Raw genomic sequence first — 14,295 nt, forward strand, 5'->3', positions numbered from 1 at the left:
TTGCCATGATGCCGCTGAACGGTGCCTGAATCGCCGTTATTCCGGAGGCAAGACCATGAAAAGAACAACGTTAACGCTTATCGCTTCGCTTTTGACATGCAGCACACTTTTTTCTCAGGCTACATGGGCGGACGGGCATCCTATGCCGGTGCCGCCTCAAAACAGTGACCGCGGTCCGGACAGTCACGATCACAATCCAAATCGCGGCCGCGACAATCCGGGCCATGGCGACAGAAAACTGCATGACCAGGGCCGGGAACACCATGAAGATCACAGCCGTCGCAACAGAGACCATGCGCGTGATCATTTTGCCTGGCAGGGAGATGACTTCCGTCGCGGTCATCCGGTTCCGCCGGAATATCGCGGCGACCGTTACCGCGTAGCCGACTGGCATGAACGCGGCCTGCGTGAACCGCCGCGCGGTTATCACTGGGCAGACATTGACGGTAACTATGTGCTGATTGCGGCCGCAACCGGTGTCATTACCGCTCTGGTGCTGAACAGCGCCATGAACTGATCCTCCCGGGATGGCGTCGGCCATCCCGCTTTCTTTCCGTTTTGCTGCCCCAGCGTCTATCCTGAGATTCCATGCTGAACATTCCCTGTGTAAGGAGTCATGATGACGACGGTTAAGATGGTGGCGGTAGATATGGACGGCACCTTTCTGGACGATAGCAAGCAGTACAACCGATCCCGCTTTCTCGCCTGCTATCAGCAACTCATCGCCCGTGACATCAGATTTGTGGTGGCCAGCGGCAACCAGTACTACCAGCTCAAATCATTCTTCCCGGAGATTGCTGGCGAGATCGCCTTTGTCGCAGAGAACGGTGCCTGGATTATTGACCGTGATGAGGAGCTGTTTTGCGGTGCCTTTGAACGCCGCGATGTAGAGGCCGTGATCGCTACACTGCAGAACGGTGACTACCCGGGCCTGCGCTACCTGCTGTGCGGCCGGGAGAGTGCTTACTACTTCGAGGGTATGGACGAAACGTGGCTGCAAAAGATGCGGCATTACTGCCACCGCCTGAAACCGATTAACCGGCTGGATGAGGTGCAGGATGACCGGCTGTTTAAGTTCGCGCTGAACCTCTCTGATGACTTTATTGAGCCCCTGATGGCAGATATTGAGCGGCTGCATCAGGGTCGCGTGGCCGCAACCTCAAGCGGTCACGGTTCGGTGGATCTGATCGTGCCCGGAAACCATAAGGCGCATGGTCTGGACCTGCTGGCCCGGCGCTGGGGGATTTCACATGACCAGGTGCTGGCCTTTGGCGACGGAGGCAACGATCTGGAAATGCTCAGGCAGTCCGGCTTCAGTTTTGCGATGGCGAACGCGCCGGAGCGGGTGAAGCAGGCGGCACGCTATGCGGCTCCCTCAAACAACGAACAGGGCGTGCTGCAGGTGATTGAGCAGATGCTGGCAGGCAGCGGGCCCTTCAGCACCGCATCGGCTTAGCTGAGCGGTAAACTGCAGCGCCGCTCAGCCAGAAAACCGCCTGCGATGACGCCCGGCGGGTGAGGCCGCTGGGGTTACGCTGTTACCGGCCAGGCCTGCACGAGCATTCTCTGCATCTGCTCATGGCTGTAATTTACCAGTGAGTTTTTGCTGTTGGCACGCGCCAGAATCCACGCGATTTCCGTATGGCTCAGTGGCGGTCCATTCTGCCAGAATGGATCAATCGCCTGCTGCTGCAGCCACTGCTTAAGAAACTGTGCTGGCGAGTTTGTGGGTTCGTTAAAGAGCTGTGCATGCAACGCCTCCATCAGCTGGTTCTGTAGCGGATGCTCGCTGTCGGCTAAAAGATCCAGGAACGGGAACAGCAGACGGCCGCACACTTCACCATGATGAAACGCTTTGATCGCCCCCAGCTCACCGGCGATACCGTGGATCACCCCCAACCCGGCGCTGCTGAGACTGGCACCGCCCAGCCAGGAAGCCATCATCATCGCTTCCCGGGCCCGATCGCCTTCGTCATCCTCCCGGTTCAGGCCAGGCCAGGCCTGAATAAACTGACGCAAGCCCGTCAGCGCCAGCTGGCGAGTGAAGAGATTCCCTTTGCTGGAGAGATAAGCTTCAAACAGATGGGTAAAGGCATCAATACCGCAGGTTGCCAGCACCCGATCCGGCGCGCCTTTCAGCAGGTCAGGATCGAGAATCGCGACCTCCGGCACAAAGACCGGATGGCGCAGCGACGCTTTGATCTGAATATCGCGCTGATCGGTAACGACCGCATTCTGGGTGACTTCACTACCGGTTCCGGCGGTGGTCGGAATGGCGATCAGCGGCAAGGTGATTGGCTGAACCGCCGTGTCACCCACTTTTTCCAGATAGCGGGCGACAGGTAACGGATGCTGCACCATCGCGCTGAAAGCTTTCGCCGCATCCAGCACGCTCCCTCCACCAATTGCGACTACCCGATCGACATGACCGCGCCAGCGCGCCACCCAGCTATCAATCTCGGCGGGGGAGGCTTCATGACTGACGATCTCATATCCGATGATGTGGTCGTTGAGTCCGGCTTTCAGCCGGGCATAGGCCGGGCCCTGCAGAAAAGAGTGCCCGCAAAACAGCAGCGTAGGCTGCGGACGGGCGGCCAGCAGCGGCACCAGTTTATCCAGGCTCCCGCGGCCAAAGAGGGTTCGTTGATTACTGTACAGCTCACTCAGATTCTCACTCACCAGCGCATCCTTTATCTGTTTCGCTAAAATCTGAGTGTAACGAAAAGCGCCAGACAGGCAGTGGCAAACTTTCTGATAACGTACCGGCAAAAAGTTGATCACCTTCGCAAAACAGAAATTCACCCCGGTGGAGTGGTGCTTTCACGCGGATGTTACCCTTAACATGTTATCGGTAACAGCGTTTGTCGGAATGTGTAAACGTTTTTCAGACGCTCTGTTTTGTCGCCTTTCGGGGCTCATGATAATAACCGACATCGAATGCTGTTCGGTGCACAAGGTGGAGAAAAGCTATGCCATTACTCTATGTGGCGATCGGCGTCGCGTTACTGCTGCTGCTGATGATTCGCTTTAAGCTCAATGGATTTATCGCGCTGATTCTGGTGGCGCTGGCGGTCGGTGTGATGCAGGGCATGCCGGTAAATAAAGTGATTACCTCGATCAAAGCGGGGGTTGGCGGCACGCTGGGCAGCCTGGCGCTGATCATGGGCTTTGGTGCCATGCTCGGTAAGCTGCTGGCCGACTGCGGCGGGGCGCAGCGTATTGCGACCACCCTGATTGAAAAATTCGGTACGAAACATATCCAGTGGGCGCTGGTGCTGACCGGTTTTATTGTCGGTTTCGCGCTGTTCTATGAAGTTGGCTTTGTGCTGATGCTGCCGCTGGTGTTCAGCGTGGCGGCCTCGGCGCGCGTGCCGCTGCTCTACGTTGGGGTGCCCATGGCGGCTGCCCTCTCCGTGACGCACGGCTTCCTGCCGCCGCATCCGGGTCCGACCGCCATTGCTACGCTCTTTAATGCCGACATGGGGAAAACACTGCTGTTCGGCACGCTGCTGGGCATTCCGACAGTGATTCTGGCCGGACCGGTCTACGCCCGTTTCCTGAAGAACATCGACAAACCGATTCCTCAGGGCCTCTATAACCCGAAAACCTTTACCGAAGCGGAAATGCCCGGGTTTGGTGTCAGCGTCTGGACGGCGCTGGTGCCGGTGGTACTGATGGCGCTGCGTGCCGTGGCGGAGATGCTGCTACCTAAGGGCCATGCACTGCTGCCTTACGCAGAGTTCTTTGGTGATCCGGTGATGGCCACGCTGATTGCCGTGCTGATTGCGATCTTCACGTTTGGCCTCAACCGCGGCCGCTCGATGGAACAGGTCATGGATACTCTGACAGATTCCATCAAAATTATCGCCATGATGCTGTTGATCATCGGCGGTGGCGGGGCCTTTAAACAGGTGCTGGTTGACAGTGGCGTGGATAAATATATCGCCAGCATGATGCACTCGACGCAGCTTTCGCCAATTTTCATGGCCTGGTCTATTGCTGCAGTATTGCGTATCGCACTCGGTTCGGCGACGGTCGCAGCGATCACCGCTGGTGGGATTGTGGCTCCGCTAATTGTCACCAGTGGTGCCAGTCCGGAACTGATGGTCATCGCGGTGGGATCGGGTAGCGTGATCTTCTCTCACGTCAATGATCCGGGATTCTGGTTATTTAAAGAGTATTTCAACCTGACAATTGGCGAAACGATCCGCTCCTGGTCAGCGCTGGAAACCATTATCTCGGTGTGTGGACTGGTGGGCTGCCTGCTGCTTTCGTGGATGATTTAATCGCGGGCGGTCCGCGCGCGTGGCCGGGAGACAGATACATCCGGTCGGGCCGAGAGGGGCCATAACATCTGCAGGACAGACAGATAAAACGGGCCGCATCGTGCGGCCCGGCATCGCTTTCGGCCTCAACAAGCCGTCTTAGTGAGAGGGGCCAAAACCGGCTTTCACCATCTCTTCGCGCAGCGCACGCGCTATCTCGCGGTTGCCACCGGTGACCGGATAGATCACATTATTGACCACATCATCAAGGTAATGCTCATCAAACTCCTGCATCGTGAGTTGAGTGCCGCCTTCGTCGTTGATGGCGAAAGAACCTTTGATGTGATTACCGCTGTTTTTTGCCTTGAGGCTATAGCGGCCCATGCTGGTATTAATCGTGCTCATAAGATCTCCTCGCGACTCATTTCAATCTCATTACTGTTGAAGGCTGCCTTGCCGCCTAAATTTTAGCCAGGAGTTGCCTGGTAAACGAAAAAGTCGTGCCACTAAAAGGTAGTGTTGCGATCCTAATCTCAGAACAGGAATAAAAGCGAAAATTGCTGAACTTATGAACAGTTGAGCCTTAAGTGAAGCGGTATAAGATATTTTTCTGTCTATACTGCTTACAGGAAACGTGTTTAACCGATGAGGGGCAAAGGAAATGAAAATTATTCTGTGGATTATCGCAATCATCTTTATTGTAGGCTTGCTGACCCTGACCGGGGTATTCAAACTGATTTTCTGATGGCAGAAAGCTGAGACAGTCTCTGTAGCGGGTACCTAATCAGGTGCCCGCAATGTTTTATGGCTGGCCAGCAGACACTGAGAAATAGGATCCATTGGTGTATCAGGCAGCAGATCCTGCAGACCCAGCGGCTTTTGACAGCACGCACAGCAGGCGCCATGGAAGTTATGTCTGTTCTTGCTGAAATCCGTGAAAACAAACCGGGCGCTCCCACACTGCGTACAGCGTATCTTCATCACCATTCTGTTTCTTTCCCTTCCAGTTAACGTACCTATTCGGATTGCCTCTGTCTGACCGGTTAAGCGGGCGTTATCTATTACCAGGCAATATTATTTCGTGCTGCGACGAGAAACGTAATTTTTTCTGGCCCGCAGTTTTTGTTGCCAAATGCGAATCTGACCGCTAAAAGACGTTTCCCTGATGTCGATCAATGTTTGCCCTGTGATGGCTAAAATATCCACGAATAGCGCGTTATTACTGGAATTAACGATACAACTGGTTCATTTTTGTCCGGACAGACGTGACTCTGTTATGAGATAAATCGGGGGCAGGCGCATGTTTTTTGATCTTTCGTGCTATGGCAGGTGGCTCAGGCGAAAAAAACTGACGTGAGTGTGGCGACAAATGCCCTGGCGGGCGCTGAAAATTCGCGGAACAGTCCACCGAAAGCGGCAATTCTCTTTAATAAGAATTTTCTTTTTATCAGTAATGCTGCGTAAGTATCAAAACGAAAAAGCATTGTTTTTCCAGCGAGTTAGCGGGCAGGCCAGTTTAGTCATCCGCTTTCTCTTTTGTACCAATACGCAAGCCGAAAAGCAGGAAAGTGTGATGTGTGCACAGAAAGTCGATATTTATCACTTTTTCATCAAATCGGACTGGACAAATCCCTCCGCAATTGCTGTACTAGAGCCCGACACAGTTTAGTGTCCATTTTTCATGTAAAGGTAATATAGATGTCTAAGATCAAAGGTAACGTTAAGTGGTTTAATGAATCTAAAGGATTCGGTTTCATTACTCCTGAAGATGGCAGCAAAGATGTATTCGTACACTTCTCTGCAATCCAGAGCAACGGCTTCAAAACTCTGGCTGAAGGTCAGCGCGTTGAGTTTGAAATCACCGACGGCGCGAAAGGCCCATCTGCTGCTAACGTTATCAGCCTGTAAGTTAACAGTCAGAATTCTAAAAACCCGCCTTATGGCGGGTTTTTTTATGCCTCCAGTCCGCCGGCGCGCTTCACGCCAAACTTCCTGTCGCGGCAAGGCGCAGCACAAACTGCGCGACGCCTCACAATAAATCCTCGTAACATATTTATAACAAACTGAAATGCAGCTTTTTCGCGGACAACGCTATATAACTGTGCGACAGAACCCGGTATGAGGAGGCAGGATGAAGATACGACAGGCTGAGTTGAAAGACAGTTTTGCACTGAGCGCCTTGCTGAGCGAATTAGGCTATAAGGGCACCGAAAGCTTTATCGAACAGCGGCTGGCACAATTGTGCAGCGATCCCAGTGAAGCGTTGCTGGTGGCGGAGCATGGCAGCCAGGTACTTGGTTTTCTGTCGCTGCATTTTATTCCTCAGCTGGCTCTGGCGGGTGATTTTGCCCGTATCAGCTATTTTTGTATCGCAGAAGGGGAACGCAGCAAAGGCGTGGGTCAGCAGCTGATTCAGCATGCCGAAACGCTGGCGGCGCAGCGCGGCTGCGATCGTATGGAAGTTCATTGTCATCAGTCACGCCTTAAGGCCAATCAGTTTTACGCCCGTGAAGGCTACAGTGAATCCCCCTGTTATCTCGTCAAAGCCCTGTAGCTTGCTCGGAAAGATCGCAGAAGAATGGCCCGCTTCTCTCTGTCTGCCCTGACAACCGCAGGCTGGGGCTGCCGCTCACTGCACTGCTGAGCCGCATCTCAGCCGTTTATGTTCTCCGGATGGCGTTCCGCCAGCAGAAACCCTCTGCGGCGTGCTTTATCCCTGAACGCTGCCAGCGGCTGCAGAAAGAGGATCGGCGCAGGCACAGGCTGCTGCGGCAGCAGAGTGGCCATGGAGGAGCGGACTGACCGCAGCCAGAAAGATCGTGTACAGGCGGGATGCTGGCTGCTGTCAACCATTTACCTTTCATCAGACCAGCAACGACGTTACCGGATGCTATGGGAGAAGAGAACAATGAAAGTTGGCCTGGGGCAGTTTGCGGTGAGCCGTGAATGGCAGGAGAACGCCACGCTTTGTCTGGATTTAATGCAGCGCGCGGCAGAAAGCGATGCCGATCTGCTGGTGCTGCCCGAAGCCGTGCTGGCCCGTGATAACAGCGATCCCGATTTTGTGATTCAGGCGGCACAGCCGCTGGATGGTCCTTTTCTGAGCCAGTTGCTCGCCGCCAGTCAGCATAATGCGCTGACTACCATCATGAGCGTACATGTTCCCTCCGTTCAGCAGAAAGTGCTTAATGTGCTGGTGGCTATCCGCAGCGGAAAAATCATTGCCGCCTATGAAAAGCTCCATCTCTACGATGCTTTCGCGATGCAGGAGTCTCAGCGCGTCAATCCGGGCCATGCCGTCCCGCCACTGATTGAGGTCGCAGGCATGAAGGTCGGTCTGATGACCTGCTATGACGTGCGCTTTCCGGAGCTGGCACGGAGGCTGGCACTGGATGGCGCAGACGTGCTGGTACTGCCCGCCGCCTGGGTTAGAGGTCCACTGAAAGAGATGCACTGGGCGCTGCTGACCCGCGCCCGTGCGCTGGAGAATACCTGCTACATGGTGGCGGTGGGAGAATGTGGTCCACGCAACATCGGCAACAGTCTGGTCGTCGATCCGCTGGGCGTGGTGGTGGCGAATGCGGCAGAAGCGCCTGCACTCCTGTTTGCTGAAATCGATCCGGAACGCGTTGCCTATGCGCGTCGGGTTCTGCCGGTGCTGGAGAACCGGCGCTTTGCGCGTCCTGAACTCAACGGTTCGTGATAAAGCCTGTCAGATGCGGAAACAGATGATACACTTCTGACGCCTGATGCCACCTATGCGGTCGCCTGATGGGTCGGGGGAGGGCGTGGCCTCTGTCGGCCTGACGATGCCCGGCGTGGTGCTGGCGATCTTACTCTGTTACAGATTGCAGTTGTCGCCACAGGCGAACTGCGCGTAAATAACAGTCACCGTGATTCGATATAATTGAAAGGTTAAATATGGAAGGTATCAGTATTGCCAAGCTGCTGATTATCGGTGCGCTTATCGTACTGCTTTTTGGTACTAACAAGCTGCGCTCACTGGGTGGCGATCTGGGCTCTGCCATCAAGGGCTTTAAGAAAGCTATGAAAGATGAAGACACCAGTTCGACCCGAACGACAGCGGATGACGTGCCGGCAGAGCGCGTTGTTCACAAAGATTAAGCGGTTATTGGCAGCAAATAACTGTTACTTTTTATGTCAGGCACATAAAAAAACCAGACCGCACAGTCTGGTTTTTTGTTTTGGGCATCCTGAAGGGCGAACTTATTTCACTTCTTCGCCTTTAGCCTGCATATCGGCATGATAGGACGAGCGGACAAACGGACCGCATGCGGCATGGGTAAAGCCCATCGCCATCGCCTCTTCTTTCATCTCATCAAACTCTGCCGGGCTGACGTAGCGCTGAACCGGCAGGTGATGACGGCTGGGCTGCAGATACTGTCCCAGCGTCAGCATGGTGACGCCATGACGACGCAGATCGCGCATCACCTCGATAATTTCGGCATTCGTTTCGCCCAGACCCACCATCAGACCTGATTTGGTCGGGATATCCGGATGCGCTTCTTTAAAACGCTCCAGCAGCTTCAGTGACCACTCGTAGTTCGCGCCCGGACGTACCTGACGATAAACGCGCGGAACGTTTTCCAGATTGTGGTTAAACACATCTGGTGGGGTCGCGGTGAGGATGTCCAGCGCACGATCCATACGGCCACGGAAGTCCGGTACCAGCGTTTCGATTTTAATGGTGGGATTCTTTTCGCGGATCGCGCTGATGCAGTCGGCAAAGTGCTGCGCACCGCCGTCTCGCAGATCGTCGCGGTCAACCGAAGTAATCACTACGTAACGCAGGCCCATATCAGCGATGGTCTGCGCCAGCTTCATAGGTTCATTGGCATCCGGCGCGTTAGGACGACCGTGCGCTACATCACAGAATGGGCAGCGACGGGTGCAGATTGCGCCAAGGATCATAAACGTGGCGGTGCCGTGGTTGAAGCATTCTGCGAGATTAGGGCAGGATGCCTCTTCACACACTGAGTGCAGCCCGTTTTTACGCATTGCGGCTTTGATGCCCTGAATACGACTGGAGTCAGCGGGCAGCTTGATTTTCATCCATTCCGGCTTACGCAACATCTCCTGCCGTTCAACAGCCACGGTTTTCACCGGGATCAGCGCCATTTTGTCTGCGTCACGATATTTGACGCCGCGTTCCATCTGAATTGGTTTACTCATAAATCAGCGGGTTCCGGTCGGATTGCGATTTGAAAGCGTTCCCGCTCAAACCGGGAAGGAGGCTTTCAACTTTATTTGAAAAAAGTGCAAAAATTATATCATCTCATCGTCTGCGAAGCAGCCACCCTCGGCGCAGATAAGTTACATATTTGTAAATCCGCACGCTGCGCTAAGGCTTAACAGGCAAATCGCCAGCGACCCATTCAACATTTTCATAACCTGCCAGTCGCGCAAACGCGCTGACCAGCAGTGGCTGTACCTGAGCGGTGGTCACGTCAGGCTGAAAGTGTTTCAGCTGGGTCATGCTCATTCCGGCATAGCCGCAGGGATTAATGCGCAGGAAGGGCGTGAGATCCATCGCCACATTCAGCGCCAGACCATGAAACGAGCAGCCTTTGCGGATACGTAAGCCCAGAGAGCAGATCTTCTCTTCACCGACATAGACGCCGGGCGCATCGGCGCGGGCCCGGGCGCTGACGCCGAAATCCGCCAGCGTGGCAATGACCGTCTCTTCCAGAATAGTCACCAGCTGGCGGACGCCGAGCTTTCGGCGTTTGACGTCGATTAATACGTACATCACCTGCTGACCAGGACCGTGATAGGTGACCTGGCCGCCACGGTCACTCTGCACCACCGGAATGTCACCCGGCATCAGCAGGTGCTCTGCTTTCCCCGCCTGGCCCTGGGTAAAGACCGGAGGATGTTCGACCAGCCAGATTTCATCACGACTGTGTTCGTCGCGCTGGTCCGTATAGGCATGCATGGCATCGGAGGCGACTTGCCAGTCACACAAACCTGACTGGCGGACGAGAAGAGTTTCAGATGACAAAACAGGCGTCCGTTAAAAGAGATACGCTAAGGAGAATGTCGGCAAAGCGTCAGGCAGAGGCGTCTTGCCGACCCGTCAGTTACAGAACCATCCGCACAATTTCGATTTTGCCCAGCTCTTCATACAGGCGTTCAACCTGTTCGATATGGGTGGCGGTGATAGTGATGTTAACGGAGTGATAGTTGCCTTTGCTGCTCGGCTTAACTTCAGGGCTGTAGTCGCCGGGCGCATGGCGTTGCACCACTTCAACCACTTGATCAACCAGCTCCGGTTGCGCCAGACCCATCACTTTATAGGTAAAGGGGGTAGGAAATTCGAGCAGTTCATTCAGTTTGGTTTTCATATTTACTCCGGTGCATAAAAAACAGGCTCCCGCCTGAGCGGGAGCATCATAATAGCTGGTAATGGGGGCGATGGGGTGATTTTTCAATCACCCGCCACGCTTAACCGAACCAGTGATGGAACATCAGTTTGATGTAATCCACGATACGGCCAAAGAAACCGCCTTCCGAAACTTCGTTCAGCACCACCAGCGGACGCTGCTCGATAGTCTTGCCATCCAGCTGGAAGTTGATGCTGCCAACCACCTGGTTTTTCTTCAGCGGCGCATGCAGTTCTGTATTGGTCAGCACATAGCTGGCTTTCAGATCTTTCATCCGGCCACGGGGAATGGTCAGGTAAGCATCTTTTTCCACACCCAGCTGTACATGGTCGTTATCGCCAAACCAGACCGGCTCAGAAGCAAACTCTTTGCCTGCTTTCAGTGGCGCAACGGTTTCAAAGAAACGGAAGCCCCAGGTCAGCAGTTTCTTACTTTCGGTTTCACGGCCTTTGAAGGTATGGCCGCCCATGACGGCAGAAATCAGGCGCATCTGGCCTTCCGTCGCGGAGGCCACCAGGTTATACCCCGCAGAGTTAGTATGACCGGTTTTAATGCCATCCACATTCAGGCTGGTGTCCCACAGCAGACCATTACGGTTCATCTGACGGATGTTATTGAAGGTAAATTCCTTCTCTTTATAGATGGCGTACTCATCCGGCACATCGCGGATCAGCGCCTGACCAATCAGCGCCATGTCGCGCGCGGAGCTGTACTGCCCTTCAGCATCCAGACCATGGACGGTGCCAAAGTGAGTATTCTGCAGGCCAATCGCTTTGACATAATTGTTCATCAGGTTAACGAACGCATCCTGACTGCCAGCGACATAGTCAGCCATGGCAACACAGGCATCGTTACCGGACTGCAGCACGATCCCACGCGTCAGCTGAGAAACCGGCACACGGTCACCAGGCTTCAGGAACATCAGCGAGGAGCCCTTGAATACCGGGTTGCCGGTCGCCCAGGCATCCTGACCCACGGTGACCATATCGTCCTGATGAATTTTTCCCGCTTTTACAGCCTGACCAATGACATAGCTGGTCATCATCTTGGTCAGACTGGCAGGATCGCGGCGTGCATCGGCGTTTTTCTCAGCCAGCACTTTGCCTGAGTTGTAGTCGATCAGGACATACGCTTCGGCATCAATGTCCGGTACGCCCGGAATCATGGTTTTGAGATTGACGTCATCAGCAATAGCAGCATGGCTGAGAGAGAAGGCGATCAGTGATCCCACTGTCAGGCGTTTCAGCAAACGAGATGATTTCAGCGTGTTCATGTGTAGGACTACAACATCCGTGAGTTTAAGGTTAAAAATGTCACTCATCATACCCAATGCCAGATCATCTGACACCGGGCATGATGATTGGGTTGTTAGCAGACGTAACCTGCAGCGGTCTGATTAACGACTCAGCGACGCGTATTCGTAATAAATGAGGCGGTCTGCCCCTCACTGCTCAGACGCTGTTGCAGCGCAGCCGCTTCAGCGCGGGAGGCATAGCCGCCGAGCTGAACGCGATAGACATTGTTGCCCGCGGCTTCAACTTTGCCCGGGACGCCGTAACGCTGGCTCAGGCTTTTCATCATCTGACGCGCACGGGCAGGATCGTTCAGCGCACCCACCTGCACCACATAGCCTGCGGCTTCACCGCTGCTGGCAGCGGGGGCCGCCGCCGCCGCAGGTGCCGCGACAGCCGCGGGTGTCGCCACGGCGGCAGGGGACGCCGCAGGGGGCTCGCTGCCTTCCAGTACGCCATTCGCTAAGGGCTGAGGCGCGCCAAGGAAGCCGCTGCTCTGAACCGGAGCACCCATGTTGTCACTGCTCTTCAGCGTGCTGTTGCTGATGGCATCGACATTCTGGGCAGGCGGCTCAGCGGTGGCCGCGCTGCCGCCGTTCATCACGTTACCCCCGCTCAGATCCGGACGAGACGGCAGTGCGTAGCTCTGTTTAGCAACCACAGTGCCAATGGTGCCCGGGCCGGAGAGCGTGCCGTCAGGCGCGACCTTGATATAGTCGACCCGGACCCGTGAATTGTTGGAAATGTTCAGACGGTCACCCGCCGCCCGCGACAGGTCGATAATGCGACCAGGCGTATAGGGCCCACGATCGTTTACGCGGACTACAATCTGACGGCCATTTGCCATGTTCGTCACCCGCACATAGCTCGGCAGCGGCAGCGTAGGGTGAGCGGCAGTCAGAGCATCGGGATCGTAGCTTTCACCGGTGGCGGTGCGGTTGCCCTGTGCCTCTTCGCCATACCAGGCCGCGATGCCGATTTCGCTATAGTTCGAGGGATCTTTAATAATGCGATAATTTTTGCCGTTAACGCTGTAATCCTGGCTGGTCCCCGGATTAACCGGTTCATAGCGTGGCTCCACGCCTGGAATCTCCACGACCGGCCCATTATAAGCCGGTTGCGGCGGTGCCGTATTTTGGGGTTCTGGCGTGGTACAGGCCGCCAGAACCAGTGATGCCAGTGCAACGCCAAGCCATTCCTTACGCATCTGCAGCCTCTTAAACACTTTTAGATAACATTTTTCGGTGGGTGTGGATCGACATCACAATGCCAAATCCTGCCATAAGCACGATCAGCGCGGAGCCGCCATAACTGACCAGCGGCAGCGGTACGCCGACCACCGGTAAGATACCACTAACCATGCCAATGTTAACGAAAACATAAACGAATAAAATCAGCATCAAACCGCCTGCCATGACCCGGCCAAAGGTGGTCTGCGCGCGGGCAGCCACCACTAATCCGCGCATAATCAGCAGCAGATAAAGGGCCAGCAGCAACAGAACACCCACCAGCCCTAACTCTTCGGCCAGAACCGCGAAGATAAAGTCGGTGTGACGTTCCGGTAAGAACTCCAGCTGAGACTGGGTGCCCTGCAGCCAGCCTTTGCCGCGCAGCCCCCCTGAGCCGATGGCAATCTTCGACTGGATAATGTGGTAACCGGCTCCCAGCGGGTCCGTTTCCGGATCGAGCAGCATCATCACGCGGTCACGCTGATAATCATGCATCAGGAAGAACCACAGAATCGGAATAAAAGCCGCCACAAGCAGGACCGCCACGCCAATCAGTTTCCAGCTCATGCCGGAGAGGAACAGGACAAAAAGGCCTGAAGCAGCAATCAGTATCGACGTACCCAGATCGGGCTGCGCCGCTACCAGCAGGGTAGGGACAAAGATCAGCACCAGGGCAATACCGGTGTTTTTCAGCGTCGGCGGACAGACATCACGGTTGATAAAGCGCGCCACCATCAGCGGCACGGCAATTTTGGCAATCTCCGAAGGCTGGAAACGGACGAAGCCGAGATCGAGCCAGCGCTGTGCGCCTTTACTGATCTGCCCAAAGGCATCGACCGCTACCAGCAGGATAACGCAGACAATATAAAGATAGGGTGCCCAGCCTTCGTAGACGCGCGGTGGCACCTGCGCCAGCACAATCATAATCACCAGACCCATCGCGATCTGGCCCAGCTTGCGCTCCATCATGCCAGGGTCCTGACCACTGGCACTCCAGATCACCACGGCGCTGTAGGTCAGCAGGCCGAGAATGATCAGCATAAACAGCGGATCGATGTGGATACGCATCCAGATCGATCGTTTCTGCGGACTATCTTGCATCGAC

General features: G+C 55.0%; 15 protein-coding genes. 7 read left to right on the forward strand and 8 right to left on the reverse strand.

All coding sequences use genetic code 11. The features are described from left to right. Positions 1-55 precede the first annotated feature (55 nt). Positions 56-517, forward strand: a complete 462-nt coding sequence (locus RT657_RS11255; RefSeq protein ID WP_313654554.1) for an RcnB family protein — start codon at positions 56-58, stop codon at positions 515-517. A 102-nt stretch (positions 518-619) separates the two neighbouring features. After that, complete coding sequence (locus tag RT657_RS11260; protein WP_313654556.1) at positions 620-1,456, forward strand: Cof-type HAD-IIB family hydrolase; 837 nt, start codon at positions 620-622, stop codon at positions 1,454-1,456. Between the two features lie 74 nt (positions 1,457-1,530). On the opposite strand, the gene RT657_RS11265 is transcribed toward RT657_RS11260, so the two are convergent. Beyond that, the gene (locus tag RT657_RS11265; RefSeq protein WP_313654558.1) at positions 1,531-2,679 is read right to left on the reverse strand and encodes an iron-containing alcohol dehydrogenase; all 1,149 of its coding nucleotides are present in this window, start codon (positions 2,677-2,679) and stop codon (positions 1,531-1,533) included. Positions 2,680-2,969: 290 nt separating this feature from the next. Between RT657_RS11265 and gntT the strand changes: the two genes are divergently transcribed. Beyond that, positions 2,970-4,286, forward strand: coding sequence for a gluconate transporter (gene gntT, locus RT657_RS11270; RefSeq protein ID WP_313654560.1), 1,317 nt, complete (start codon positions 2,970-2,972; stop codon positions 4,284-4,286). A gap of 138 nt (positions 4,287-4,424) precedes the next feature. On the opposite strand, the gene RT657_RS11275 is transcribed toward gntT, so the two are convergent. Further along, positions 4,425-4,670 carry a hypothetical protein gene (locus tag RT657_RS11275; RefSeq protein WP_128084117.1) on the reverse strand — a complete coding sequence of 82 codons (246 nt, stop codon included), beginning with the start codon at positions 4,668-4,670 and terminating at the stop codon, positions 4,425-4,427. A 1,293-nt stretch (positions 4,671-5,963) separates the two neighbouring features. Between RT657_RS11275 and cspE the strand changes: the two genes are divergently transcribed. The 4 genes from cspE to tatE all read left to right on the forward strand — a co-directional run bounded on the left by cspE (position 5,964) and on the right by tatE (position 8,390). Continuing rightward, positions 5,964-6,173 carry a transcription antiterminator/RNA stability regulator CspE gene (gene cspE / locus RT657_RS11280; protein ID WP_006118399.1) on the forward strand — a complete coding sequence of 70 codons (210 nt, stop codon included), beginning with the start codon at positions 5,964-5,966 and terminating at the stop codon, positions 6,171-6,173. A 223-nt stretch (positions 6,174-6,396) separates the two neighbouring features. Then, complete coding sequence (locus RT657_RS11285; protein WP_313654564.1) at positions 6,397-6,819, forward strand: GNAT family N-acetyltransferase; 423 nt, start codon at positions 6,397-6,399, stop codon at positions 6,817-6,819. Positions 6,820-7,173: 354 nt separating this feature from the next. Next, positions 7,174-7,968, forward strand: a complete 795-nt coding sequence (locus tag RT657_RS11290; RefSeq protein WP_313654655.1) for a deaminated glutathione amidase — start codon at positions 7,174-7,176, stop codon at positions 7,966-7,968. Between the two features lie 218 nt (positions 7,969-8,186). After that, complete coding sequence (gene tatE / locus RT657_RS11295) at positions 8,187-8,390, forward strand: twin-arginine translocase subunit TatE (RefSeq protein ID WP_313654566.1); 204 nt, start codon at positions 8,187-8,189, stop codon at positions 8,388-8,390. 102 nt (positions 8,391-8,492) lie between these two features. Here the strand turns inward: tatE and lipA are convergent, their stop codons facing one another. From lipA to mrdB, 6 genes are all read right to left on the reverse strand, one after another. Then, positions 8,493-9,458 (reverse strand): lipoyl synthase, encoded by a 966-nt coding sequence (gene lipA, locus RT657_RS11300; protein ID WP_313654568.1) that lies wholly within the window; start codon positions 9,456-9,458, stop codon positions 8,493-8,495. Between the two features lie 169 nt (positions 9,459-9,627). Next, positions 9,628-10,287, reverse strand: coding sequence for a lipoyl(octanoyl) transferase LipB (gene lipB / locus RT657_RS11305; protein ID WP_313654570.1), 660 nt, complete (start codon positions 10,285-10,287; stop codon positions 9,628-9,630). 79 nt (positions 10,288-10,366) lie between these two features. Beyond that, complete coding sequence (ybeD, locus tag RT657_RS11310) at positions 10,367-10,630, reverse strand: DUF493 family protein YbeD (protein ID WP_031377758.1); 264 nt, start codon at positions 10,628-10,630, stop codon at positions 10,367-10,369. A gap of 100 nt (positions 10,631-10,730) precedes the next feature. Continuing rightward, positions 10,731-11,942: a D-alanyl-D-alanine carboxypeptidase DacA gene (gene dacA / locus RT657_RS11315; RefSeq protein WP_313654572.1), complete on the reverse strand. Its 1,212-nt coding sequence runs from the start codon at positions 11,940-11,942 to the stop codon at positions 10,731-10,733. Positions 11,943-12,073: 131 nt separating this feature from the next. Then, positions 12,074-13,168 (reverse strand): endolytic peptidoglycan transglycosylase RlpA, encoded by a 1,095-nt coding sequence (rlpA, locus tag RT657_RS11320; RefSeq protein WP_313654574.1) that lies wholly within the window; start codon positions 13,166-13,168, stop codon positions 12,074-12,076. 10 nt (positions 13,169-13,178) lie between these two features. Then, positions 13,179-14,291 (reverse strand): peptidoglycan glycosyltransferase MrdB, encoded by a 1,113-nt coding sequence (gene mrdB / locus RT657_RS11325; RefSeq protein WP_313654656.1) that lies wholly within the window; start codon positions 14,289-14,291, stop codon positions 13,179-13,181. Positions 14,292-14,295 lie beyond the last annotated feature (4 nt).

The organism is Pantoea sp. (genome assembly GCF_032114055.1).
Lineage (GTDB): Bacteria > Pseudomonadota > Gammaproteobacteria > Enterobacterales > Enterobacteriaceae > Pantoea.

Bases quoted from the DNA above. Each gene is read 5' to 3' on its own strand.
- ybeD (WP_031377758.1), bottom strand. From the start codon at position 10,630: ATGAAAACCAAACTGAATGAACTGCTCGAATTTCCTACCCCCTTTACC.
- cspE (WP_006118399.1), top strand. From the start codon at position 5,964: ATGTCTAAGATCAAAGGTAACGTTAAGTGGTTTAATGAATCTAAAGGA.
- dacA (WP_313654572.1), bottom strand. From the start codon at position 11,942: ATGAACACGCTGAAATCATCTCGTTTGCTGAAACGCCTGACAGTGGGA.
- lipA (WP_313654568.1), bottom strand. From the start codon at position 9,458: ATGAGTAAACCAATTCAGATGGAACGCGGCGTCAAATATCGTGACGCA.
- rlpA (WP_313654574.1), bottom strand. From the start codon at position 13,168: ATGCGTAAGGAATGGCTTGGCGTTGCACTGGCATCACTGGTTCTGGCG.
- RT657_RS11290 (WP_313654655.1), top strand. From the start codon at position 7,174: ATGAAAGTTGGCCTGGGGCAGTTTGCGGTGAGCCGTGAATGGCAGGAG.
- mrdB (WP_313654656.1), bottom strand. From the start codon at position 14,291: ATGCAAGATAGTCCGCAGAAACGATCGATCTGGATGCGTATCCACATC.
- RT657_RS11260 (WP_313654556.1), top strand. From the start codon at position 620: ATGACGACGGTTAAGATGGTGGCGGTAGATATGGACGGCACCTTTCTG.
- RT657_RS11275 (WP_128084117.1), bottom strand. From the start codon at position 4,670: ATGAGCACGATTAATACCAGCATGGGCCGCTATAGCCTCAAGGCAAAA.
- gntT (WP_313654560.1), top strand. From the start codon at position 2,970: ATGCCATTACTCTATGTGGCGATCGGCGTCGCGTTACTGCTGCTGCTG.
- RT657_RS11285 (WP_313654564.1), top strand. From the start codon at position 6,397: ATGAAGATACGACAGGCTGAGTTGAAAGACAGTTTTGCACTGAGCGCC.
- RT657_RS11255 (WP_313654554.1), top strand. From the start codon at position 56: ATGAAAAGAACAACGTTAACGCTTATCGCTTCGCTTTTGACATGCAGC.
- tatE (WP_313654566.1), top strand. From the start codon at position 8,187: ATGGAAGGTATCAGTATTGCCAAGCTGCTGATTATCGGTGCGCTTATC.